This window comes from Qipengyuania sp. ABI-127-1 (assembly GCA_022953095.1).
Classification (GTDB): Bacteria; Pseudomonadota; Alphaproteobacteria; order Sphingomonadales; family Sphingomonadaceae; genus Qipengyuania.
In genome coordinates, this window is sequence record JALJCR010000001.1 from 245,968 (window position 1) to 269,825 (window position 23,858).

Below are 23,858 nucleotides of genomic sequence, written 5' to 3' on the forward strand. Positions count from 1 at the left end.
GCCTGCAAAATTGCGCGAAGGCCCGTCATGCCGACAGGAAAGGTTTTTTGCAACTGCGAGAAGCGTAGCAAAATTTCACGGACATCAAGATTTACGCTTTTCGGTACGATTCCGTAGCGGAAATCCGACCCCTTCGGCGCGAGCCTTATTCGGGCTTGCCCACCCGGCTGAGTTTGTCGAGCGCGCTGCGCAGTTCAGCCTGCGGATCGCTCGGGCTTTGGGCTGGAACCGGACCGGGCGCCTCGCGCTCGGCTTCGCGGTGCAGGGAAGCGCTAACGGGATCGCCCTCGTTCGTGGCGGCCTGGGCAGGCGGCCCCGCCTTCAGCGCGGCGAGCGCGGCGCCGAGCCGTTCGGTCAGCGCATCGAGAGGAAGATCGCCAATTGCGGCGGGCATCACAGTGTCGTTTCCCGGCGTATCCGAATCTTCGGGGTGCTCTTCGGAACCGACCGCGTCTGCGATCGCTGCGGTGTCCCGAGCTTCGGGCAACGGAGCGTCCGAAGGCGCCTCTGCCGCCATGCCGGGCGATTCCCGTGATTCGTCCCAGGCAGGCGCGATACCCGTTTCGGGGAGCAGCTCTTCCCAGTCCTCGGAAATAAACCGGTCCTCGGCCCTGCCATCGATCTGGTCGATTCCAGGCGCGTGCCCGCTTTCGGTGGGGGCTGCCTGCTCCGCAGGGCTTTCGTCCTCGATCTGCTTGTCGGCCATGCCAATCCCTTCCTCGGCGATGTCCTCGCGCGGATTGAAGGGGCGGCGCGGGGCACCTGCCTCAAGCGGGGCAGGCCCGGTCTCGATGCCCTGTTCGTCTTCGCGATCCTGCAACCAGATCCCGGCGCTGTCCGTTTCGGCGTCGTCGTCATCCGCCCGCGAAGCCTCGTTGATCGCCGCCACGCGGATTGCAAGCACAAGACCGATGAACAGGCCGAGCGCCGCAGCGATCAGCGACAATGCCGCGCGGATCGCGGTGCTATCGCTCAGAATACCGGCGATGCCGATGCGTTCGGCCAGCACTGCGTGGATGGCCGGCGGCATGACGAAGAGGCCAAGGCCGAGCAGTAAGGCGAACCACGCGGCCACGCCCCATTTGAAAGCGGGGTGGCTGCTGATCGGCGCAGTGCGTTTGGCGGCAGTCATCGCTTACCCAATCACCCGTTCAATGCGGCTCCTGCGGCCGCGGCAGATTCGTTTCCTAGCAGAGCTTGGTAAACGGCCCGATAACGATCGATGTTCCGCGCCCAGTCATGGTTTTCGGCGACATGGAGCCGTCCGGCCTCTCGCATGCCCGGCCAGCGATACTTCTCGTCGATGAAGCGCGCCAGCGCTGTGGCAATCCCGGGCGGATCGTCGGGCGGAAACAGCAGTCCGGTCACGCCGTCTTCGATCAGCTCGCGATGTCCGCCGACATCGCTCGCCGCGACGATCCGCTGCTGCGCCATCGCCTCCAGCGGTTTCAGCGGAGTCACCAGATCGGTCAGACGCGATTTTTTGCGCGGATAGGCAAGCACGTCGACGAGCGAATAATACCGCTCGACTTCGGAATGCGGGACGCGCCCGGTGAACACGATTGCCTCCCCGGCTGAAGACGCGGCAGCCTGCGCCCGCAGCGCTTCGTCCATCGGTCCGCCACCCACTAACAACAATTGGGCAGCCGGGTGGTGCTCGCGCAGCAGCGGCATGGCAGCGATCAGATCGTCGAGCCCCTCATAGTCGTAGAAGCTGCCGATGAAGCCGATCACCGGTCCCCCGCCAATACCGATTGCTTCGGCCAGTGCGCCATCGCGCGGCGGGGCATCGCCGAACAGAGTGAGATCGACGCCATTGGGCGAAAGGCCGATCTTGGCGCCATCATGGCCGCGCGCTACCAGGTCGTCGCGCAGGCCTGCGCAAATGGTGAAGACTGCATCGGCCCCGGCCACCACCCGGTTCTCGAGTGACCGGGTGAGGCGGTATTTGAGCGATCCTTCGCGTCCCGTCCCGTTGCCGACAGCGGCATCTTCCCAGAACGCACGGATTTCGTAAACGAAGGGCAAATCCAGTTGGCGCGCGGCCCGCAGTCCCGCCATGCCGCACAGTGCGGGCGAATGGGCGTGCAGAATGTCGGGGCGCCAATCGGCGGCCACTCTCTCGATACCTTTTCGCAGCGATTCGATTTCGCGCCATTCGCGCAGACCCGGAGGGCCGGAGGGAATATCGCCAACCCGGTGGAAGGTAAGCCCCTCGACCTGTTCGATCGCCGGACCGCCTCCCGAATGGCGCGCGCCGGTAATCCCGCGAACCTCCATGCCCGCTGCGCGCAGGCTTTTCAGGATAGCGCGCGTACGAAAGGTGTAGCCACTGTGCAGCGGCAGCGAATGGTCGAGGACATGCAGAATGCGGGTCATGGGATCGCCGATGTGACACAGTACACTTAACGCCGCGTCAACCCCGGTGCATTAGGGGTTCATGCGAGAAAGCACCCCATAGTGATCGATTACCTCGCCCTCGGACTGACTCACGCGCTGATCCTCATCGGGATATTGCGCGTGATTGCGCGCGATGAACTCGATCGCGAGGATCCGCCCGGTGCCGAAATTGCAGAGGGCAAGCCCAAAGAACGCGCGGCTCGCCGTGCACGCCGCGAGCGGGGCCAAGCCTCCGATGCTTGACCTGGCACTGTTCCTGTTTGTGATGGCGCTCTTCGCGCTCGGCCTCAGACGCCCGTTTGTCTGGGTCCTGGCTTATCTCTACATCGACATCCTCGCCCCGCAGAAGATCGGCTGGACGCTGACCCCGCTGCTCCCGATTTCCCTCATCGCCTTCGTCCTGGCCTTTGTCGGCTGGGCCGTGACCGACACGAAATCGCAGATCCGTTTTACACTGCGTCAGGGTATCATGGTCGCGTTTCTCGGCTGGTGTTTCCTGACGCTGCAATGGGCCGATTTCCCCGTGGAGGCAGCCACCAAATGGGAATGGGTCTGGCGTGCGCTGGTCTTCGCGATCTTCCTGCCTTTCACCCTGGTCACCCGGCTCAGGATCGAACTTGCGACGCTGGTGGTGACGCTGACCGCGGGGGCGATCATCATTTCCGCCAGCCTCAAGACCGTGCTGGGCGGCGGAGGGTACGGCAATCTCTATTTCTTCGTGAACGACAATTCGAACATTTATGAAAGTTCGACGCTGTCCACCGTCGCGGTCGGGCTCATCCCGATCATCTGGTGGTTCATGCACCATGGGAAAGTGTTTCCGCCAGACTGGCGGGTGAAGCTGTTCGGCTGGGCCTTCATCTTCGCCTGCCTGCTGATCCCGGTCGGCACCGAGGCCCGTACCGGCCTCGTCTGTATCGGCGTACTTGCGCTGTTGCTGCTGCGCGACGTCAAGCGGCGGCTGACCTTCGTCGCTGCCGGTGCGGCGATGGTCCTGATGGCCGCGCCGTTCCTGCCCCAAAGCTATTACGAGCGTATGGGGCTTATTGCCGGCCACGAAGAGGACCAGTCCGCCTCGACCCGCCTCGCAGTGTGGCAGTGGACCTACGATTACGCGCTCGAGAACCCGATGGGTGGAGGCTTCGATTCCTATCGCGGAAACCGGTTCGAATACCGCCTGCCGCAGGTCGAGGAGAACGCGAACACGACCATGGTCGAGTATCGGGATGTGGTCGACGAGGCGCGCGCTTTCCATTCGTCGATCTTCGAAGTGCTCGGCGAACAGGGCTGGGTGGGCCTGTTCCTGTGGCTGTGGCTGCATGCCAGCGGGCTGTGGCAGATGGAAAGGATCCGCCGACGCTGGCGGGGGCGCGAAGGCGCGAGCTGGCAGGCGCCGCTCGCCAGCGCCCTGCAGATGGCGCAGATCATCTACTTGGTCGGATCGCTCTTCCAGGGGATCGCCTATCAGCCGGTGATCCTGATCCTGATTGGCCTGCAATGCGGGCTGTGGGCCTATCTCAAGCGCTGCGACGAGGCCGCTACGGGCCGTACCTCCCGCCGCCGCGCGGCCCAGCGCTCGGACCCCCAGCGCGCAACCAGCCGATCGAATGCTTCGCGCTCGGCCCCCTCGAGCGAGGCGTAATTCCGGCATCGGCCTTGCGAAGTCACGCAGGCCGCGCCGCTGTCGAGCCTCAGCGAGATGACGCCTAATTGCCGGTCGGCCATGCCGATGGCGGTCGGCGATTCAAGCGGGCCGATATGCAGGAAGGGCTCGAAAATCGGTCCCTCCGGCACCTCGGCCCCGAGCATCCGCAGAATGATCCGCCGGTAATCGCTCAGGGAAATGGGCGCGGAAACGCCAGCCAGCGGTCGATTGCTGGCGAAAAAGGTCGCGTTCTGGCGATCGTTGATGATGTGGCCATGCCCCAGGAACCCTTCTTCGAACAGCGCCTCTCCATGGTCGCCGGTGACCACCAGGACCGTATCGTCCCATACGCCCATAGACTGGAGGCGATCGATGAGGCGCCCGAGTGCGGCATCGCTGTAGGCCACCGCGTTCCAATAGGTTCTCTGGAGCGCGTCCCGGTTCTCCGCGCTGATCTGGCCGCGTTCCAGCGGCGGGCGCGCGAAGCGTTCGGGCACCCCCTTATGGTGATAGGGGAAATGCGGGGTCTGGAAGTTGAGGTAGACGAATTGCGGCGTCGCCCAGATGGCGGGATCGCCCAGCAGGTCATCGAACCGGTCCAGCACGATGTTCTCGTCGATCAGCAATGAGCCTTGCGCGGCGAAGCTGAAAGCACGCTGCTCCTTGAGCAGTTCTGCATCGACGAAATGATCGGCCGCCTCGCGCATTCCGACCGCTTCCGAAATACCGCCGAAATCTTCCGGCTGGCCCGAGAACACGCCGATTTCGTAGCCGCTCCGGTCGAGTTCGCGGAACAGGCTCGGCGAGCCCGGAGGAACGACCAGACTACCGGCGAATAGCGATTTGAGCGAGGCAGTGGTGAAGCCGACATGGCTGTAGGCGGGGGCGATGGCGCCGCCCTGCGCGGCCACCCGGGCAAGATTCGGGGCGACCATTTGCCCGTCGATCTGTTTTCCCAGCACGTCCGCCCGGGTGCTTTCGAGCACTACGATGACGAGATGCGGTTTTTCGCCGCTCAACGGCGTTTCGGGAAGAATGCCGGGAACGGGGACGAGCGCGAGGTCGCCGCCATACCCATCCTCGTCGATGCCATTGCCGGGCACGTCCAGCGCAAGCGGATGGCGCGCTTCGTCGAAGGGGTGCGGGTCGATCACGCGCCCCGCCAGCCCATAGCCGTCGCCATCGAAATCGCTCGCCAGCGAGAGCAGGTCGCCCAGCGCCTGCCAGGCCATGATGCGCTCCAGCCCGCGTGCCCCATCCCCGCCGATCCGCGGAATGACGAGCAGCCCCCCTATAAGCAAAAGCCATATGGCAGCGACCTTATGCCATCCGGGCCTGGTGGCCTCGAACGCGGGCTGCGGCCCGGTCAGCCGATGCAGCAACCGGGCCGCGACCCACCATGCGAAGAGGAAGGCGGCGAGGGCTACCAGCCCCAGCATGATTTCGTTTTTGGCGAAGAGCAGCGCGTCGGTGGCACTTCCCCCTCCCAACTGCTTGAGCAGGGCGAAGCTGACCGCATCGCTGAAATAGGAGTGCAATTGGTACTGGAGGCTCAGGATCAGCAGACTGATCCCGCCATAAAGAAAGGCGAAATGCAGAACCGCCGCCTGTGCGCCCGAGGATCTCGCGAGCCTCGCCGCGATTTTCCATGCCAGCAGTGCGATGGCGAGCTGGGCGAGCACGAAGCCCAGAGCGAAGAGGGCGATCTCGCCAGGGGTGTCGACTGCACTCGACTGCCCGAAGCCGCCGGTGAAGACACCGAACTTGCGGTTCGCGACAAGGAGCTCGGCGAGCGCGACAATCGCCGCTACCAGCGGAACCCCGATTGCGGGGCGAAGCAATCCAGTAACCATTCGTCCCGCCATGATCCTCCCGTTCCGCGGCGGCTCATGCCCCCTGATGCGACCATAGCGGTCGTGCGAATCGGCTCAATATGCACGGGCGCTTTCTCAACGGCAGCAGAGGCTCGCCATGCCGTAGCGGCACATGCGATGCGGTTGCGCACCCTCTTTCCATGCGCCATGACTCGCCTCGCATCGCGTGGCCGGAGTCGCGCGAAACCCACGTTTTTGGATAAAGGAGAGGCGCGCATGAGCCCGCAGGATCTGGCCGAGAAAGTCGGCGAAACCATCGGCACCAGCGAATGGGTCGAGATGAGCCAGGAACGGATCAACCAGTTCGCCGAGGCCACCGGCGATCACCAGTTCATCCATATCGACGAAGAAAAGGCCAAGATGACGCCCTTCGGCGGCACCATCGCGCATGGCTTTCTCACGCTGTCGATGATCCCCTATCTCGGCGCCAATTCGGACATGCCCAGGCTCGACGGCGTGAAGATGGGCGTGAATTACGGCGGCAACAAAACCCGTTTCATCAGCCCCGTCCGCAGCGGCAAGCGCATTCGCGGCCACTGGAAGCTGATCGAAATGAACGAAAAGCGCCCCGGCCAGTGGCAGCAGACCTGCGAGATCACTATGGAGATCGAAGGCGAGGAGAAACCCGCTTTGATCACCGAATGGATCACCCAAATTTTCGTCTGATTTCCCCCTCCTCCCCCCAAGATTCTTTAGGGGCGAGGATCGGACAATTTTAGCAATTCGAGGAAATATTCATGCGTGACGCAGTTATCGTCTCCACCGCCCGCACAGCCATCGGCCGCGCGTATAAGGGCGGGTTCAACGACACCAAGGGGCCGACGCTCGGCTCCTATTCTCTGAAGCCAGCCATCGAGCGCGCCGGTATCGAGGCCGGCGAGGTCGACGACGTGTTGTGGGGTGCCGCACTCCAGCAGGGAACACAGGCCGGCAATCTGGCCCGTCAGGTTGCCTTGCGGGCCGGCTGTCCCGTGTCGGTAGGCGGCATGACCATCGACCGTCAGTGCTCTTCAGGCCTGATGAGCATCGCCACGGCTGCCAAGCAGATTATCACCGATCGCATGGATGTTGTTGCCGCGGGCGGCCAGGAATCGATCAGCCTCGTGCAGACCAAGGAAATGCGCGTGATGCCCGATCCCGAGCTGATCGCCATGCACGGGGCGATCTACATGCCGATGCTCCAGACCGCCGAAACGGTCGCCCAGCGCTATGGCATCAGCCGCGAGGCGCAGGACGAATATGCCCTGTCCAGCCAGCAGCGCACCGCCGCCGCGCAGGAAGCGGGCAAGTTCGACGACGAAATCGTACCCGTCAGCACCACGCACAAAGTGCAGAACAAGGAAACCGGCGAGATTTCGGATGTCGAGATCACCATCGCCAAGGACGAAGGCAACCGCCCTTCCACCACGCTCGAAGGCCTTCAGGGCCTCCAGCCGGTCATGGGTCCCGGCACCTCGATCACGGCGGGTAACGCCTCGCAGCTTTCGGATGGGTCTTCGGCCTCGATCCTGATGGAAGCCAAGGTCGCCGAACAGAAGGGCCTTCAGCCGCTGGGCCGCTATGTCGGCATGGCGGTAGCGGGTACCGAGCCCGATGAAATGGGCATCGGTCCGGTCTTCGCAATCCCCAAGCTGCTGAAGCGCTTCGACCTCAAGGTCGACGACATCGGCCTGTGGGAACTGAACGAAGCCTTCGCCGTGCAGGTGCTCTATTGCCGCGACAAGCTGGGCATCGACAACGACAAGCTCAACGTCAATGGCGGCTCGATCTCGATCGGTCATCCCTATGGCATGACCGGCGCACGCTGCGTCGGCCATACGCTGATCGAAGGCAAGCGCCGCGGCGCCAAATACGGCGTAGTCACCATGTGTGTCGGCGGCGGCATGGGCGCAGCCGGCCTGTTCGAGATTTTCTAACAGCGGGAGTTCTTTCGATGACCGAGCGGTGGCCCAAACTCGATTTCGAGGCCGACCGCCCGGTCATCGAAAGCCTGCATGCCTATCTCCAGGTCGTGGGCAAACTGCCCACTCGCGCGCTGCCGTGGTGCAACCACAGTTGGCATCTGGCGCTACGCGTTGTGCCACGCGGTTTCCGCAGCTATCCGGTGTTCTTTCCGCGCGGAGAGGCGGAAGTTCTCTTCGACTGCCTGGGCTCGACCGTCGCGGTCGAAACCTCGACCGGGTTCGCCGACGGATTCGAAGTGGCCGGTCAGACCGTCGCGCGCTTTCACGAACAGCTCGCCGAATTGCTGAAGCGCGCGGGAATACAGACCGATATTTCCGGTGCTCCGAACGAAGTCGAAGAGGCGGTTCCCTTCTCCCAGGATATGCGCGAGCGGGAATGGGACATCTCCGTCCTGGGGCGTATCCACCGTGCCTTTTCCGACGCAAACCGGGTGTTCGAAACATTCCGCACTGGCTTCGTCGGTAAGTCCAGCCCCAGCCATCTGTTCTGGGGCAGCTTCGATCTCGCGGTTACGCGGTTCTCGGGGCGAGAGGCGCCGCTTCATCCCGGCGGATTTCCCAACCTTCCCGATCGCGTGACGCGCGAGGCCTATAGTCACGAAGTCGCGAGTGCGGGGTTCTGGCTGGGTGGCGGGGGCGTCGATGAGGCGGCTTTTTACGCCTATGGCTACCCCACGCCTGACGGGTATTGCGATGCCGAGGTCGAACCGGAGGGAGCCTATTGGCACACCGAACTGCGCGAATGGGTGCTTCCCTATGCCAGTGTACGTGAGGCGAGCGATCCCCAAGCGGCGCTGCTGGAGTTCCTCCATACAAGCTATCGGGCAGTGGCGGACCGTTCGGGGTGGGACCGTGCAGCGCTGGAAATTCCGGCGAGCGCTCTTGGGCGACCCTATGATGTCAAGGCGAAGCGTGCAGGCGCTGCCTGACCGGGCGAGGTATTCGCGCCGTAGGATGCGACCACTACCGCTGCATTCCCGCTGCAAGATTCGGTCTGCTGAGCGGTAAACGGTGTTTTCCGACCTATCGAGAACAGCATCGACATAAGTCAGGCGGGTCGGCGCCTGGCCGATATCTCCCGAACCGTTGGTGGCGCGCCGCGTGATCGGACAGCTCTTCGGTCGGCGCAAGGACCCGCCGCGGGGCTGAGCGCCCGCCTAGCCGTGCGCGGTGATGAATTCCTCGACCACCGGAGCGATACGGTTGCGCCATTTGCTGCCATTGAAGATGCCATAATGGCCCGCGCCCTCGGCCATGTAATAGCGCTTTTTCTCGTCGGACAGCTTCGGGGTGAGGTCGAGCGCGGCCTTGGTCTGGCCCAGCCCGGAAATGTCATCGCGCTCGCCCTCGATGGCCAGTAGCGCGGTTTGGGTGATGTCGCCCAAATCGATGCGCTTGCCGCGATGGACGAAGGTGCCATTTGGCAGGGCGTGGGTCTGGAAGACCTCTTCCACCGTCTGCAGGTAGAATTCGGCCGTCATGTCGCACACGCTGCGGTATTCGTCGTAAAAATCCTTGGTCGCCTGCGCGCTATCCTGATCGCCGATGGTGAGGTGTTTGAACATCTCGTAATGGCTCATCATATGATTGCCTAGGTTCATACTCATGAAGCCGGCAAGCTGCATGAAGCCGGGATAGACCGACCGTCCGCCGCCGCGATACTGCATCGGCACCGTGGCGATGACATTGTGGCGAAACCACTCGATCGGCCGGTCCATGGCAAGATCGTTGACGCTGGTGGGGGAACAGCGTGTGTCGATCGGGCCGCCCATCATGGTCAGCGTTTTCGGTGTGCAGGGATGCGCGTCGCGGTTCATGATCGCGGTCGCGGCGAAGACCGGGACCGAAGGCTGGCATACCGCCATCACATGCGCGCCTTCGCCAATGTGTTCGAGATAGGCGATCACGTAATCCATATAGTCGTCGAGATCGAAGCTGCCCTCGTGGAGCGGCACGGTCTTGGCGTCGGCCCAGTCGGTCACGAAGACGCGGTAATTCTCGAGCATCCTTCTCACCGTGCCACGCAGCAGCGTGGCATAATGGCCGCTCATCGGGGCGACCACCAGCAGGCGGGGCGCATCGTCGGGCAGATTCTCCCGGTAGAACTCTTTAAGATCGCCGAACGGTTTGTTCAGAACCGTCGCCTCGACCACGGGATCGGGTTTTCCGTCCACCTCGACCGCCTCGATCCCCCAGGCCGGCTTGCCATAGGTGGCAGTGGCGTGGGCGAACACTTCGAGCGCGCTTGCCGCCATAGGCCCGATATTCATATAGCCCATCGGGCCGATATAGTTCACCGGGTTCGCCGGATTGTTGAGCATCTCCACCCCGATCGAGGCGAAGGCGCTGGCCGAATTTAGCCAGCTGCGCTGCAGTTCATAGGCGTGGTAAAGCAATGCATATCCCCTGCTGGCCCGGCCTATTGTCTTCTGTTCCGCCGGGCGAAAGACGGGCATCCTGCCGCTGGATCGTGTATTGTGCAATGCACAAATGCGCTATTTGTGCCTTCGCGTGTGCAGCGCTGTGGATTTTCCAGGCGCGTGGACCTAGTGGGATCGTCATGTCAGCCAAGGACAACACCGAAATCGAAGGGCGCGGACGGTTTGCGCGCAAGCGTGCGGCAAAAGATGCGCCGAAGCAGCGTTCGCTGCGCCCGCTCAGGATGGTATGGCAGGCGGGAAAGAACTATCCCGGCCATGTGGCGCTGGCATTGCTCGCCCTGTGCATCACCGCTGCCGCCACTCTGGCCATTCCGGCCGGTTTCAAGCTGGTCATCGATCGCGGTTTCGCCGCAGGGGCCGACCCGGCCGATATGGGGCGGTGGTTCCGTTACCTTTTGCTGATCGTCGCGGTGCTCGCAGCGGGCACCGCCATGCGCTTCTATTTCGTCAGCTGGCTGGGCGAGCGGGTGGTTGCCGATATCCGCCTGCGGGTACAGGAAAACCTGTTGCGGCTGGCGCCTGGCTTCTACGAGGAAAACAGCCCCAAGGAAATTTCCAGCCGCATGACCAGCGATACCGCGCTGATCGAACAGGTCGTGGGCACGACCGTTTCGGTAGCGCTGCGCAATCTGCTGATGACGATCGGCGGAACCGCCTATCTTTTCTGGCTGGTGCCGAGCCTGACACTCGGCCTGTTCCTGATCATTCCGGCGATCGTCATACCGATCACGCTGTTCGGACGGCGGTTGCGCAAGGTTTCGCGCACCAGCCAGGACCGGGTGGCCGATATCGGCGCAATGGTGACCGAAGTGCTTTCCGCGATGAAGATCGTCCAGGGCTTCAACCAGGAATCGCGCGAACACGGGCGCTTTCGCGAAGCGGTGGAGCGGACCTTCGCTGTGGCGAAACGACGTGTCATGCTTCGCGCGGCGATGACGGCGGTGGTTATCCTGCTGGTCTTCGGCGGGATAACCATGCTGGTCTGGCGCGGTGCGCAAGCGGTCAGCGAAGGCGTAATCTCGGGCGGGACCATCGCGGCATTCGTTCTCACCGCAGGACTGGTGGCCGGGGCGATCGGGGCGCTGACCGAAGTCTATGGCGATTTGCTGCGCGGGGCCGGCGCGGCCAGCCGGTTGTCCGAATTGCTGGATGAGAGGCCGACAATCAAGGCGCCCGATCGGCCGCAGGTCCTGCCTGTACCGCCGCGCGGCAGCCTGTCGTTCCGCAACGTGACTTTCCGCTATCCGACGCGGTTGGAAGCCCCCGCGATCACCGATTTCAGTCTCGAGGTCGAGCCGGGCGAGACCGTGGCCATCGTCGGTCCTTCGGGGGCGGGCAAATCGACCATTTTCCAACTCGCCGAGCGGTTTTACGACCCTCAGGCCGGTTCCATCCGCCTGGATGGCATCCCGCTGACGAGCGCCGACCCCGCCGAAGTGCGCCGCCGCATGGCCTATGTCCCGCAGGAAGGCGTGCTGTTCAGCGCCAATGCGCGCGACAATCTGCGCTATGGGAATTGGGGCGCGGGCGACGACGAGATCTGGGCCGCCGCACGTGCTGCCAATGCCGCCGAATTCCTCGAGAAACTGCCCCAGGGCCTCGATAGCTATCTCGGCGAAAGCGGCACGCAATTGTCGGGTGGTCAGCGCCAGCGGATTGCCATTGCCCGCGCTTTGCTGCTCGATGCACCGATTCTGCTGCTGGACGAAGCGACCAGCGCGCTCGACGCCGAAAGCGAACGGCTGGTGCAGGAAGCGCTTGAACATCTGATGGAGGATCGCACCACTCTGGTCATCGCGCACCGCCTGTCGACCGTGCGCGCGGCCGATCGCATCGTGGTGATGGAAGACGGACGCATTGTCGAACAGGGGACGCACGAACAGCTTTCGGCTAATGGCGGGCTCTATGCGCATCTCGCATCGCTGCAGTTCGGCCTTGAAAACGCCTGATTGCTTGACACCTTTCGCGCAACTGTCTTGAGCCCACCGCCAATGAACGATTTTCTCACCGCGATCTTTCTCGGCATCGTCGAGGGTCTGACCGAATTCATCCCCGTCTCTTCGACCGGGCACCTGATCCTCGCCACCGAACTGTCGGGCGCGGATCCCGACGAATGGGCGATGTTCAACGTCGTTATCCAGCTCGGCGCGATCCTCGCTGTGGTGTACCAATATTGGGGCACCTTCTGGTCGGCGGGTATGGGCGTGCTGAAGGGTGAGCGCGAGGGCTTGATGTTCGCGCGCAACATCCTGCTCGGCTTCCTGCCCAGCGCGGTCATAGGCTTTGCACTTTACGAAAATTTCGAAGCCATGCTCGGCAATCCGGGAATTGTGCCTTGGGCGCTGATTGCAGGCGGGATCGCGATCATCGTGATCGAGCGCGTGGCCAAGCCGCGCGACGAAGGGCGGGGCGTGGCCGAGCTGCCGCTCAACAAAGTGCTCGCCGTGGGTTTCGCCCAATGCCTGGCCATGGTCCCCGGCGTCAGCCGGTCGGGCGCGACGATCATGGGAGCGCTGGCCATGGGCGTCAATCGCAAGACCGCGGCCGAATTCTCCTTCTTCCTCGCCGTGCCCACGATGATCGGCGCAAGCACGCTGGAGATTTTCACCAAATATGACGAGATGATGAGCGGTGCGACACGGGTCGGCTGGGACGAAATCGCGGTGGGCTTTATCGTCAGCTTCATCGTCGCTCTGGTTGTAATCCGGGCTTTCGTCGCCTTTGTCAGTCGCAGCGGTTTCACGCCTTTCGCGTGGTACCGCATTGTGGCGGGCTCGGCGGCACTGGCCTGGCTGACCTTCGCCTGACCTTGGCCTGAATTCCGACACAGTCCGGCCATAATTCTTTCAGCTTCGCGGAACCATTGTTTAGGCGCTGCTTTATCCCCTTGAGTGAAACGCGAAGGTGGAGACCAATGGGTTTGCTGATCTTGATCGTAGTGGGCGCCCTTCTCGGGTGGCTGGCCACGATTATCCTGCGTATTGAGGATGGCCGGAATATCCTGGCCAATGCTCTGGTGGGTGTACTCGGCTCGCTGGTGACCGGCCTGATTGCAGGCAATGGCGCCATCTTCGGGACGGTCAGCGGTATCGCCCTGCTATGGGCGGTGCTTGGCTCGGTGGTGTCGATCGGTCTGTTTAACGTTGTACGGCAACGCGCCTATCGTTAAGCGCGCTTCACAATCATCCGCAATTCTTTACAAACGGGCGCGGGATGGATTCGCGTCTCGAATACCAAGGGGAACGACTATGAACTTCAACAAGCTTACCATTATCGCTTCGGCTGCTGCTCTGAGCCTCGGCGTTGCCGCCTGCGACAGCCCGGCTGAAGAAGCCGCCGAAGAACAGGCCGAAGCCATGGAAGATACCGCTGACGCCATGGAAGACGCCGGTGAAATCACCGACGAGCAGGCCGATGCCATGGAAGCTCAGGCTGACGACATCGAAGATGCTGCCGAAGGCGACACCGACGCGATGACCGAAGGCATGGAAGAAGCCGTCAACTAAGACGCTTCCCATCGGGAATAAGGATGCGGCCCGGGAGCGATCCCGGGCCGTTTTCCGTTATACGGGCTTCGCGCCGCTTCCGCGGCCACCGCGCAGCGTATATTCCAGCGTTCCGCGGTTGACCACGTAATCGACGTCGATCACCGCCGTATTGGCATAGGTAAAGCCGGGGCCGAGATCGCGATAGAGCTTGTCGAAATCGCGCTCCACCGTCTGGCGATACAGGTCCTGGAAGCTTTCGATCACGAAATAGGTCGGCTGCAAATCGCTGATGACGTAATCGGTCCGCATCACGCGATCGACATTGAGCATGATGCGGTTGGGGCTTTTCGCTTCCACCGAATAGACCACCTCGGTCGGGCCGGAGAGAATACCTGCACCATAGGCGCGGATGTCGCCGGGCGCTTCCTGGATCAGTCCGAATTCGACCGTGTACCAATACAGCGCACCCAACGCCTTCAGGCGATTGTACCGCATCGCCTTCCACCCGGCGCGGCCGTATTCCTGCATGTAATCGGCATAGACCGGATCGGTCAGCATCGGCACATGGCCGAAGACGTCATGGAAGACGTCGGGTTCCTGAATGTAATCGAAGGTTTCGCGCGTGCGGATGAAATTGCCTGCCGGAAACCGCCGGTTGGCGAGGTGCCAGAAGAACACGTGATCGGGGATCAGCATCGGCACGGGCACCACGCTCCAGCCCGTCAACTTGTCCAGCTCTTCCGACAGCTTGCCGAATTCGGGCACGCCGCCGCGGCCGAGGTCGAGCTTCTCGGTGCCTTCCATGAAAGCGGTGGCCGCGCGACCGGGCAATACGCTCATCTGGCGGGCGAACAGATCGTTCCAGATCGCGTCGTCTTCGCTGTCATATTCGGTCTGGCTGGGTTCCAGCCAGTCGTCGCCGACATGCTCGGGCTTTCTCAGCGGAGCGGTAAAGACGTCTTCCGGAAGGTCGGGCAGACGCGTAAAATCCTGTTCGGGTTCTGCAAGTGTAGCCATATCGTTGCCGATGATACTACTAATGTGGCCACCATACAAATGTCGGGCGGAGGAATGATGAAAAAAGACGTTTACGAGAGTGCGCTCGAGCCCATGCAAAAGGAGCTGGTTGGCATGGCCCGCTGGGCGCGCACCACCGGGCAGCGGATCGTCGTGTTGTTCGAAGGGCGCGATACTGCCGGTAAAGGCGGCGCGATCAAGGCCGTGCGCGACAGGCTCAATCCGCGCCAGTGCCGCATCGTCGCCCTGGCCAAGCCTACCGAGGCGGAGCGGAGCCAGTGGTACTTCCAGCGCTACGTCCACCATCTGCCCTGCGCGGGCGAGATCGTGCTGTTCGACCGCAGTTGGTACAACCGCGCGGGTGTGGAGAAGGTCATGGGCTATGCTGACGATCGCGAGGTTGCACAATTCCTGCGGCAGGCACCGACCTTCGAGAAGATGCTTGTCGACGATGGCATCCTGCTGTTCAAATACTGGCTCGCCACCGATCAGGAAAAGCAGGAAGAGCGCTTGCGCGAACGGCTCGACGATCCGCTCAAGCGCTGGAAACTCTCGCCGATCGACCTTGCCGCGCGCGACAAATACGATGCCTATACCGACGCGCGAGAGGCGATGCTGGCAGCGACGCATACCGCATGGGCGCCGTGGACGCTGGTCGATTTCAACGACCAGAAGCGCGGCCGACTGACGCTGGTGCGCGACCTGCTCGACCGGCTGCCCGACATGGAGGTCGCTCCGCCGGAGATCGACTTTGCCGAACTGGGACGCGAACCCAAGGAAGAACGCTATACCGTGATCGAGCCGATTGCCGATTATCCGCTCGACTAAGCGAATGTCGCGCTGGCCTTCACCACCTGGCGCCCATCAGAGGCGAAGGCGCCCAATTCGATGTCCTGCCCGGTGCCGCGTAAGACCAGATGGAGCGGCTCGCCGACGATGGCCGGGCTCAGGCCGCGAAAGGCAAACCGGGTCAGGCGGTTTTCGCCATAGTGCTCGGCGGCGAGTTGCAGCAGCAGGCTGGCGGTGAGCGGGCCGTGGACAACGAGGCCGCGATAGCGCTCGATCTCGCGCGCATAGGGCGTGTCGTAATGGATGCGGTGTGTGTTGAAGGTCAGCGCCGAGTAACGGAACAGCAGCCGCTCGTCCGGCACCAGCATCCGGTGCGCGTCCCACGCCGACGCATCGAAGCTCTCGCCGGTCGCTTCGGGCGGCGAGAGCGGTGCGTCGGGCGCGAGCCCTTCGAGATAGACGATGCTTTGCCGCTCGCTCACCATCAGCGTCCCGTCGGCACGGGTTTCGTGATCGACCTCGACGAAAACCATGTCCCCGCGTCCGCCGGACTTGGCCTCTACCGATGCGATCCGGCTGATTCGTTCGATACGCGCACCGATCGCGATCGGCCCATGAAATTGCATTGCGCTCGATGCCCACATGCGGCGGGGCAGGGGGATGGGCGGCAGGAAGCTTGCCGGGCTGTCGTCGCGCAGGGGATGACCGTCCTCCCCGAGCCGGTCCGTGGGCGCTTCGGGCGTGCACAGACACAGATGGATGCCTTGCGGCATGGCCTCATCAGGCGGCGCATCGCGGTCGAACGTGGCGCACCAACGCGCGGCAAGCGCGGGGTCGAGCCGGTCGGCAGCGCGCATCTCGCGCCCGATCCAATCCGACCACTCGCCCATCAGGCGGCGCGCTCGAATACAGCGGCTATGCCCTGCCCGCCGCCGATGCACATGGTCTCGAGCCCATAACGCACTTCGCGGCGGTGCATTTCATGCGCCATGTCGGCAAGGATGCGGATGCCGGTCGCGCCGATCGGATGGCCGAGCGATATGCCCGAGCCGTTGACGTTAACGAGTTCGCGGCGGCTGTCGTCTTCGGCAAAGCCCCAGCCCTTCAGCACGGCAAGCGCCTGCGGAGCGAAGGCTTCGTTCAGTTCGATCAGGCCGATATCGTCCCAGCCCATGCCATTGCGGGCGAAGAGCCGCTCGACTGCCGGGACCGGGCCGATACCCATCCGGCTGGGATCGCAGCCCGCCGCGCTCCACGAATGGAACCACAGAATCGGTTCGAGACCGAGTTCCTCGACCTTGTCCTCGGCCACGACGAGACAGGCCGCCGCCGCGTCGTTCTGCTGGCTCGCATTGCCCGCCGTCACGATGGCGTCAGGGTCACGCTTGAGGTCGATGGCACGCAACTTGCCGAGCGTTTCCATACTGGCATCGGGGCGGAAGCCTTCATCCTTGTCGAACACAACCGGATCACCGCGCCGCTGCGGGATCTCGACGGGGACGAGCTGCTCGTCGAACTTGCCTTCGTCCCAGGCACATGCCGCGTTCTGATGGCTGCGCACGGCGAAGGCATCGGCCTCCTCGCGGCCGATGCCGTAATCCTTGGCAAGGTTTTCAGCCGTCTCGATCATGCCGGTGATGACGCCATAACGCTCGATCGGCTGGCTCATTAGGCGGCCGCGCGTCAGGCGATCCCACAGCTTCATGTCGCCCATGCGGACACCGCCACGAACGGCAGTCGTGTAATGTTCGACATTCGACATGCTTTCGACCCCACCGGCGAGCACGCAATCGGCTACACCGGTCTGCACCATCATCGCCGCAGTCGCGACCGCCTGCAGACCCGAGCCGCAGCGCCGGTCGAGCTGGAAGCCGGGCACCTCTTCGGGATAGCCGGCAGCGAGCCAGCTCCAGTGGCCGATCGCGGGCGCCTCGCCGCTGCCATAGCCCTGGCTGAAGACGACATCGTCGACGCGCGCGGGATCGATTCCGCTCCGCTCCACCAGCGCCTTGATGATGATGGCGCCAAGCTGTCCCGCCTCCAGCGGGGCGAGGCTGCCGAGATAGCGCCCGACAGGCGTTCTCAGGGGCTTGCAAATGGCTACGCGGCGTGTCGACGTCATAGGTCAATCCTTGTCCGAAAGGCGGGCGATCCCCCGATCGACGAGCGCGTGGATCGTGCCCGAAGCGAGGCCGAGACGGTCCGCCAGGACCTCCTCGGTATGCTGCCCGAGATAGGGGGCGGGCGCGGGATCGCCCGCTTCATGGCTGGGGATATTGGCGAAGCTGCGCGTCGCAGGATACTCGAATTCGCTCGGATTTGCGGGTGATGGGCCAAACAGCGGATTGTTCGCGACGAGCTGTGCGTCATTGGCCGCTTCGTGCATTGTGCGGTAGCGCTCGAAAGTCGCGCCGTTTTCGGCAAGGCGTGCGGAGAGGTCGCCCCAGTCCATCCTATCGGCACGTTTCTGGAATAGGTCGAACAGGCGATGGCGATTTTCGAAGCGGGGGCGATCGCCGTCGGCGAAGCGCACACCCAGTTCGGTTTCGAGCGCCGCGATCTCTTCCGCGAGACCGAAGGCGGCGACCAGCCCGTCCCATTGTTTCGGCGTCAATGCGGCAACCATGAAGCGCACCCCGTCACGGCTGCGGAAATCGCGCCCGAACGCACCCCAGATGGCATTGCCCAGCCGCTCGCGATCGCCGCCGCGATAGAGCATTTCGGCCATTGCACCGCTGTTGGCCATGGTGCCGATGGCGACATTACCGAGGGGGACGCGGATTTCGCTGCCTGCGCCGGTGGTATCGCGGTGGCGAAGCCCGGCCAGCATGGCGAAACCGCAATAGGCGCCGGTGATGAAATCCCATGCCGGAAGCACCTGATTGACCGGCGGCGCTGTCTCGAGATCCCACTCTTCCGGGCCGCACATCAGCGGGTATCCGCTGGCGGCGTTGACGGTGAAGTCCATCGCCTGCCTGCCGTCGTGCCAGCCCATGATCCGCACGCTGACGAGGTCGGGCGCGCCTCCGGGCTGCCTCGCCGCAATGGCGTCATGCGACAGAAAACTCTTTTCGGGCAGGTTGGTGATGAGGTTGCCGGTTCTCGCCGCAAGTTCGACCAGCAGCTCGCGGCCCTCGCCACTGCGCAGGTCAAGCGCGACCGATTTCTTCGCCCGGTTGAGGTTTTCCCAGCTTAGCGAGCGCCCGTCTTTTGTTAGCATATAGCGGTCGTAATCGAGCCCGCCCGCCTTGTGGTCGACGCGGATCACCTCCGCACCCATCTGCGCGCAGTACAGGCCTGCGGTAGGTGAGGCGACGAAGCTCGAGGCTTCGATGATCGAGAGGCCGGTGAGAAGCTCGTACATCAGAGAGTCCTTGTCGGGTGCGGGTTGGACCTCCGTCCAACCCTTGCTGTTCCGTCCCACTCCCCCTCCCAGCCAGCCACGGCACTATCCTGATTGGGTGGCCGGGAGGGGGAGTGGGACGGAACAGCCGAGCCGTCAGGCGAGCAAATCATACCGTGTTCGCGTATTCACGCAGCATATGCTTGGCGATCTGGAGCTGGAGGATCTGCGTCGTGCCTTCGTAGATGCGATAAATCCGCGCATCGCGGAAGAAGCGCTCGGCATCGTATTCGGCGAGATAGCCCGCGCCGCCATATATCTGCACCACCCGGTCGACCACGCGGCCGCACATTTCGGAGGCGAAAACCTTGAAAGCGGCGGCGTGCTTGACCGTATTCTCGCCGCGATCGACCCGCGCGGTGACATCGGCCATCATTGCCTCGGCGGCGTAGATTTCGGTCCAGCTTTCGCTGAGCATCTGCTGGATCAGCTGGAAATTGGCGATCGGTTCGCCGAAGGCCTGCCGCTCGTTCGCATATTTGATCGCCGAATCGAGCGCGCGGCGGGCATAGCCGGTGCTGGCCGCGCCGACCGAAATGCGTCCATTGTCGAGGCTCATCATGGCGAAACGGAAGCCCTTGCCGGTCTCGCCGCCCAGCAGCGCTTCGCCCGGCACATGCACATCGTCGAGCATGATGTCGGAGATATGGCTGCCCGACTGGCCCATTTTCTCGTCCGGGCTGCCGGTGGAGACGCCCGGCGTGTCCATCGGTACGATGAAGGCGCTGACATGCGCGTTCTTGGGCAGCGCGTCCTTTTCGGTGCGTGCCATGATCAGGCCGACCTCGGCATGCGGCGCGTTGGTGATGTAGCGCTTGGTCCCGTTGAGGATCCAGCCATTACCATCCGGATCGGGCCTGGCGGTGGTCGCCATGGCGGCGCTGTCACTACCCGAACCGGGCTCGGTCAGGCCGAAACAGGCGATCGCGCCTGCCGCGATCCGCGGCCACCATTCGGCCTTCTGCGCATCGGTGCCGCCGTTCTTGATGGCCGAATTGAACATGCCGACATTGATCGAGAAAATCGAACGATAGGCGGGCGCCGCATAGGCCATCGTCTTCACGACCTTGGCATATTGCGTTGTGTTCAGCCCCGCGCCGCCGAAATCCTCCGGAACCGTCAGGCCGAACAGGCCCATCTCCTTCATCTCGGCGACGATCTCGTCAGGGATCTTGTCATCGGCGATAACTCGCTTTTCCGCCGGGATCAGTCGTTCGCGGACATAGCGTTCGAGCTGTTCGAGGAACTGGTCGAAGGTTTCGGCGTCCATGCCGGGGTTTGCGAGTTCGCTCATCGGGGAAGCTCCATTCGAGCCGGCCCGCCCGATTCGCGCGGCGCCGGGAGGGTCTGCCCGGTGTCCGCGCGGGACTCGCCCGCGCCGTCGTCGCCTTCGGGCCGCAAGACGTCGTCGGGCAGGCGACGCTGTTCGATCATCTCGGCTGCATCGTCGAGCGCCTTGGCCTCACTGGGCGAAATGGCTTCGACAGGTTCCTCCTCCTCGTAACCGGAGCAGGCGGACAGCGCGGAAAGCGCGACGATACAGAGCGTGAATCGGATCATGCGGTGAAAGCTAGGCGCTCTCGAGCAGCGTGCAAAGGACGCTACGGCGGCGCGAGGGTGCGAGCGGGCCGAAGCCCGCCCGCCCTTCGATCAGTTGCCGGTGTCTTCGGCCATGGCATCCATGGCGGCGGCAGCCGTGTCGGCGGCATTATCGCCAGCTTCCTGGATCTGCGCCTCTTCGCTGGGCGACATGTCTTCGCGGGTCGGCGCAGCCTCATCGACATTGGCCGCGGGATCTTCGACCGGCTGTTCATCGATGTCGGCCAGGGCTTCGTCCGCGGCGATTTCGACGGTGTCGGCTTCCGCTTCGGTGGATGCGTCTTCGGTGCTGCCGCAGGCGGCGAGCGCGACGGTGGCGGCAGCGGTCAGGGCAAATCGGAACTTCATGGGCTTCTCTCCAAGCTGAATTGACGGTGCGGGGGTAAAGCGTAAGCGCGGGCCACTCGGCAAGGGGAAAATCGCCCGGCTATGGTTGCGCGGGCGCGGCTGTCTGGCATCAGGCGTGCATGAGCGGAAATGCAGGCATACTCCAGGCCCTCAAGGACACTTTCGGTTTCGATGCCTTTCGCGGGCGTCAGGAAGAGGTTGTCGCACGGGTGCTGGCGGGCGAATCGACGCTGGCGGTGATGCCGACAGGTGCCGGCAAGTCGCTCACCTACCAATTGCCGGCCGTCCTGCTGGAGGGGACGTGCGTGGTGATAAGCCCGCTGATCGCCCTGATGCACGACCAGCTCAGAAGCGCACGGGCAAACGGCATTCGCGCGGCAACGCTGACCAGCGCCGATGCCGATTGGCGCGAAACGCAGGATGCCTTCCGTGCTGGCAAGCTCGACCTGCTCTATGTCGCGCCCGAGCGAGCCAGCCAACCAGCTTTTCGCGAATTCCTGGCGGCTTCGCCCCTGTGTCTGTTCGCCATCGACGAGGCGCATTGCGTATCCGAATGGGGGCATGATTTTCGTCCCGACTACCGCATGCTGCGGGGGCTGATGGACGCTTTCCCGCAAGTGCCTCGCCTCGCGCTGACCGCGACCGCAGACAATCAGACGCGCGCCGATGTGATGGCGCAGCTGGGCATTGCAGATACCGGGCTGGTGCTGGCCGGATTCGACCGGCCAAATATCCGCTACGCGATTCGTCATCGCGACAATCCGGTGCGCCAACTGACCGAGCTGATGGCGAACGAGCCGGGTCCGGGGATCGTTTATGCGCAAACACGGCGCAAGGTGGAGGACCTCGCCCACAAGCTCGCCGATGCAACCGGGCGTCTCGTACTACCCTATCATGCCGGGCTCGATGCGCAGGTACGGGCGGACAACCAGGCGGCCTTCGTCGCCAGCGAGGATGTGGTGATCGTCGCCACGGTCGCGTTCGGCATGGGGATCGACAAACCCGACGTGCGGTTCGTGGCGCATGTCGGCGTGCCCAAGTCGATCGAGGCCTATTACCAGGAAACCGGGCGCGCCGGGCGCGACGGCGATCCTTCGCAGGCGGTCATGTTCTGGGGCGCGGGCGATTTCGCGACTGCGCGGCAGCGGCTGGCGGAGGTGGACGAGGCGCGGCGCAATGCCGAACGCGCCCGGCTTGATGCACTGGCCGGACTGGTCGAAACTGCCGAATGCCGCCGTGCGGTGCTATTGAGGCATTTCGGTGAAGACCCGCCCTCGCGCTGCGCCAATTGCGACAATTGTCTCGAACCCGCGAGCGTCACCGACGTTACGCAGCTTGCGCGCAAACTGCTCTCCGCGGTTTACCGGACCGGACAGAGCTTCGGCATGGGACACTTGCAGAAGGTGCTCACCGGCAACGAAGACGAGCGCGTGCGCCAACGCGGGCACGACCGGCTGAGCGTGTTCGGCATCGTCGAGCGCGAGGAGGCACGCCTGCTCCAGCCGCTGTCGCGGGCCTTGCAGGCGCGCGGCGATCTTGTCGCGACCGAACATGGCGGGCTGGCGTTGGGCGGTGCGGCCCGTGCGATCCTCAAGGGCGATAGTCCGGTGGAGATCGTGGTCCCCCCCAGGAGGGCGCGCAGACGAAGGGCCGACGCGACACCCAATCCGGTTGGGGACCCGCTGTTCGAAGCGCTGCGGGCCTTGCGCAAGGAGCTGGCCGAGGAAGCCCAGGTCCCGCCCTATGTCGTCTTCCACGATTCCACTCTGCGCGAGATGACCTCCGCGCGTCCCGAAACGCTGGCGCAACTGGGCCGGTTGCCCGGCATTGGGGCCAAGAAACTCGAAGCATATGGAGAGCAGTTTCTGCGTGCCATCCAGGACCATTGACTCGTTTCGCCACTCGATATAAATATGATATCATAATTATATCGGAAGGAGCGTTGCCCATGTCGGTGGAAATGAAGGGAATGAAGACCAGTACCGAACGAACCGGATCGAGTTTCAGCGGGTATCCCATACTCGCGCTGATCCTGGTCCTGCTGGTGCTGGTGACGTGGAACCTGTCCGGCAATCTGCCGCCGGATGGTGCGACCAAGGGGGAGAAACTGGCTTTCATCGGCCTGCTCGTCACGCCGCTCATCGTCCTCGGCTTTCTGGCCGCCGGGTTTTTCATGATCCAGCCCAACCAGGCGGCGGTGATCACGCTGTTCGGCGAATATCGCGGGACCGAACGGCGCGAAGGGCTGCGCTGGGTGTGGCCGTGGATGGGCAAAAACAAGATTTCGGTGCGCGCGCACAATATCCATTCCGAACGGGTGAAGATCAACGATCTGCGCGGCAATCCAATCGAAATTGCCTGCAACGTGGTGTGGCGCGTAGCCGATACCGCCCAGGCGAGCTTCGATGTCGACGACTACAAGGAGTTCGTGAACATCCAGATCGAAGCCGGACTGCGCACCGTCGGTTCGCGCCATCCCTATGACGATTTCGAGGGCGAGGAGGTCACGCTGCGCGGCGGTGCGGATGTCATCAATCGCGAATTGCTCGAGGAACTCAACGACCGGCTCAAGGTTGCGGGTATCGTGGTCGACGAAGCGGGCCTCACACATCTGGCCTATGCCAGCGAGATCGCCAGCGCCATGCTCAAGCGCCAGCAGGCCGATGCGATCATCGCGGCGCGCGCGAAAATCGTTCTCGGCGCGGTGGGCATGGTGGAAGATGCGCTGACCAAGCTCGCTCAGGACAATATCGTGGAGCTCGACGACGAGCGCCGTGCAGCAATGGTTTCCAACCTGATGGTCGTGCTGTGCGGCGAGAAAGACGCGCATCCGGTGGTCAATGCCGGATCGCTCTACTAGGCGCTGGTTGCGACGGGATATTGACGCGAG

22 protein-coding genes and 1 pseudogene are annotated in these 23,858 nt (G+C 63.4%); 12 read left to right on the plus strand and 11 right to left on the minus strand.

The features are described 5' to 3' along the window. Nucleotides 1–145: 145 nt before the first annotated feature. Both MUY37_RS01265 and MUY37_RS01270 read right to left on the minus strand, forming a co-directional pair. Entirely contained in the window at nucleotides 146–1,132 is a 987-nt protein-coding gene (locus tag MUY37_RS01265; protein WP_499193673.1) for a hypothetical protein, read from the minus strand. Between the two features lie 11 nt (nucleotides 1,133–1,143). Next, complete coding sequence (locus MUY37_RS01270) at nucleotides 1,144–2,379, minus strand: TIGR04063 family PEP-CTERM/XrtA system glycosyltransferase (protein WP_499193674.1); 1,236 nt, start codon at nucleotides 2,377–2,379, stop codon at nucleotides 1,144–1,146. 81 nt (nucleotides 2,380–2,460) lie between these two features. Here MUY37_RS01270 and MUY37_RS01275 point away from each other — a divergent pair, with 81 nt between their 5' ends. After that, a complete protein-coding gene (locus MUY37_RS01275; protein ID WP_115415398.1) occupies nucleotides 2,461–2,643 on the plus strand; it encodes a hypothetical protein in 183 nt (60 codons plus the stop codon). Next, the gene (locus MUY37_RS01280) at nucleotides 2,636–4,042 is read left to right on the plus strand and encodes a DUF5935 domain-containing protein (RefSeq protein WP_499193675.1); all 1,407 of its coding nucleotides are present in this window, start codon (nucleotides 2,636–2,638) and stop codon (nucleotides 4,040–4,042) included. Before MUY37_RS01275 ends, MUY37_RS01280 begins: the two co-directional genes overlap by 8 nt. Nucleotides 4,043–4,326: 284 nt before the next feature. Here MUY37_RS01280 and MUY37_RS01285 read toward each other — a convergent pair. Continuing rightward, nucleotides 4,327–5,910 (minus strand): annotated as a pseudogene (locus MUY37_RS01285) (sulfatase-like hydrolase/transferase); the annotation flags it as partial. A gap of 225 nt (nucleotides 5,911–6,135) precedes the next feature. Between MUY37_RS01285 and MUY37_RS01290 the strand changes: the two are divergent. The 3 genes from MUY37_RS01290 (at nucleotide 6,136) to MUY37_RS01300 (ending at nucleotide 8,812) form a co-directional block, all read left to right on the plus strand. Next, a complete protein-coding gene (locus tag MUY37_RS01290; protein WP_499193676.1) occupies nucleotides 6,136–6,585 on the plus strand; it encodes a MaoC family dehydratase in 450 nt (149 codons plus the stop codon). 71 nt (nucleotides 6,586–6,656) lie between these two features. Continuing rightward, nucleotides 6,657–7,835: an acetyl-CoA C-acyltransferase gene (locus MUY37_RS01295; RefSeq protein ID WP_499193677.1), complete on the plus strand. Its 1,179-nt coding sequence runs from the start codon at nucleotides 6,657–6,659 to the stop codon at nucleotides 7,833–7,835. A 17-nt stretch (nucleotides 7,836–7,852) separates the two neighbouring features. Further along, complete coding sequence (locus tag MUY37_RS01300) at nucleotides 7,853–8,812, plus strand: DUF5996 family protein (RefSeq protein WP_499193678.1); 960 nt, start codon at nucleotides 7,853–7,855, stop codon at nucleotides 8,810–8,812. Nucleotides 8,813–9,040: 228 nt separating this feature from the next. Here MUY37_RS01300 and MUY37_RS01305 read toward each other — a convergent pair whose 3' ends face one another. Continuing rightward, nucleotides 9,041–10,279, minus strand: coding sequence for a polyhydroxyalkanoate depolymerase (locus tag MUY37_RS01305; protein WP_499193679.1), 1,239 nt, complete (start codon nucleotides 10,277–10,279; stop codon nucleotides 9,041–9,043). A gap of 266 nt (nucleotides 10,280–10,545) precedes the next feature. Here MUY37_RS01305 and MUY37_RS01310 point away from each other — a divergent pair, with 266 nt between their 5' ends. The 4 genes from MUY37_RS01310 to MUY37_RS01325 all read left to right on the plus strand — a co-directional run bounded on the left by MUY37_RS01310 (nucleotide 10,546) and on the right by MUY37_RS01325 (nucleotide 13,830). Beyond that, the gene (locus MUY37_RS01310; protein ID WP_499195098.1) at nucleotides 10,546–12,273 is read left to right on the plus strand and encodes an ABC transporter transmembrane domain-containing protein; all 1,728 of its coding nucleotides are present in this window, start codon (nucleotides 10,546–10,548) and stop codon (nucleotides 12,271–12,273) included. Between the two features lie 42 nt (nucleotides 12,274–12,315). Further along, nucleotides 12,316–13,131, plus strand: coding sequence for an undecaprenyl-diphosphate phosphatase (locus MUY37_RS01315; protein WP_499193680.1), 816 nt, complete (start codon nucleotides 12,316–12,318; stop codon nucleotides 13,129–13,131). Nucleotides 13,132–13,238: 107 nt separating this feature from the next. Continuing rightward, on the plus strand, nucleotides 13,239–13,493 hold the full coding sequence (locus MUY37_RS01320) for a GlsB/YeaQ/YmgE family stress response membrane protein (RefSeq protein WP_115415391.1): 255 nt from the start codon (nucleotides 13,239–13,241) through the stop codon (nucleotides 13,491–13,493). A gap of 79 nt (nucleotides 13,494–13,572) precedes the next feature. Next, on the plus strand, nucleotides 13,573–13,830 hold the full coding sequence (locus tag MUY37_RS01325) for a hypothetical protein (RefSeq protein ID WP_499193681.1): 258 nt from the start codon (nucleotides 13,573–13,575) through the stop codon (nucleotides 13,828–13,830). 57 nt (nucleotides 13,831–13,887) lie between these two features. Here the strand turns inward: MUY37_RS01325 and phhA are convergent, their stop codons facing one another. Continuing rightward, entirely contained in the window at nucleotides 13,888–14,829 is a 942-nt protein-coding gene (gene phhA / locus MUY37_RS01330; protein ID WP_499193682.1) for a phenylalanine 4-monooxygenase, read from the minus strand. A gap of 54 nt (nucleotides 14,830–14,883) precedes the next feature. Here phhA and ppk2 point away from each other — a divergent pair, with 54 nt between their 5' ends. Beyond that, a complete protein-coding gene (ppk2, locus tag MUY37_RS01335) occupies nucleotides 14,884–15,657 on the plus strand; it encodes a polyphosphate kinase 2 (protein ID WP_499193683.1) in 774 nt (257 codons plus the stop codon). On the opposite strand, the gene MUY37_RS01340 is transcribed toward ppk2, so the two are convergent. The 6 genes from MUY37_RS01340 to MUY37_RS01365 form a co-directional block, all read right to left on the minus strand. Continuing rightward, on the minus strand, nucleotides 15,654–16,508 hold the full coding sequence (locus tag MUY37_RS01340; protein WP_499193684.1) for an HTD2 family dehydratase: 855 nt from the start codon (nucleotides 16,506–16,508) through the stop codon (nucleotides 15,654–15,656). The two genes, ppk2 and MUY37_RS01340, sit on opposite strands and share 4 nt — an antisense overlap. After that, nucleotides 16,508–17,740: an acetyl-CoA C-acetyltransferase gene (locus MUY37_RS01345; RefSeq protein ID WP_499193685.1), complete on the minus strand. Its 1,233-nt coding sequence runs from the start codon at nucleotides 17,738–17,740 to the stop codon at nucleotides 16,508–16,510. The genes MUY37_RS01340 and MUY37_RS01345 overlap by 1 nt, the downstream gene beginning before the upstream one ends. A 3-nt stretch (nucleotides 17,741–17,743) precedes the next feature. Beyond that, nucleotides 17,744–18,982: a CoA transferase gene (locus MUY37_RS01350; protein WP_499193686.1), complete on the minus strand. Its 1,239-nt coding sequence runs from the start codon at nucleotides 18,980–18,982 to the stop codon at nucleotides 17,744–17,746. A gap of 148 nt (nucleotides 18,983–19,130) precedes the next feature. Then, nucleotides 19,131–20,315: an acyl-CoA dehydrogenase family protein gene (locus MUY37_RS01355; RefSeq protein WP_499193687.1), complete on the minus strand. Its 1,185-nt coding sequence runs from the start codon at nucleotides 20,313–20,315 to the stop codon at nucleotides 19,131–19,133. Beyond that, complete coding sequence (locus MUY37_RS01360) at nucleotides 20,312–20,581, minus strand: hypothetical protein (RefSeq protein ID WP_499193688.1); 270 nt, start codon at nucleotides 20,579–20,581, stop codon at nucleotides 20,312–20,314. Before MUY37_RS01360 ends, MUY37_RS01355 begins: the two co-directional genes overlap by 4 nt. Nucleotides 20,582–20,671: 90 nt before the next feature. Further along, complete coding sequence (locus tag MUY37_RS01365) at nucleotides 20,672–20,968, minus strand: hypothetical protein (protein ID WP_499193689.1); 297 nt, start codon at nucleotides 20,966–20,968, stop codon at nucleotides 20,672–20,674. 119 nt (nucleotides 20,969–21,087) lie between these two features. On the opposite strand from MUY37_RS01365, the gene recQ reads away from it, so the two are divergent. Further along, on the plus strand, nucleotides 21,088–22,857 hold the full coding sequence (gene recQ, locus MUY37_RS01370) for a DNA helicase RecQ (RefSeq protein ID WP_499193690.1): 1,770 nt from the start codon (nucleotides 21,088–21,090) through the stop codon (nucleotides 22,855–22,857). An 80-nt stretch (nucleotides 22,858–22,937) separates the two neighbouring features. Then, complete coding sequence (locus MUY37_RS01375) at nucleotides 22,938–23,828, plus strand: SPFH domain-containing protein (RefSeq protein WP_499193691.1); 891 nt, start codon at nucleotides 22,938–22,940, stop codon at nucleotides 23,826–23,828. The last annotated feature ends 30 nt before the right edge of the window (nucleotides 23,829–23,858 follow it).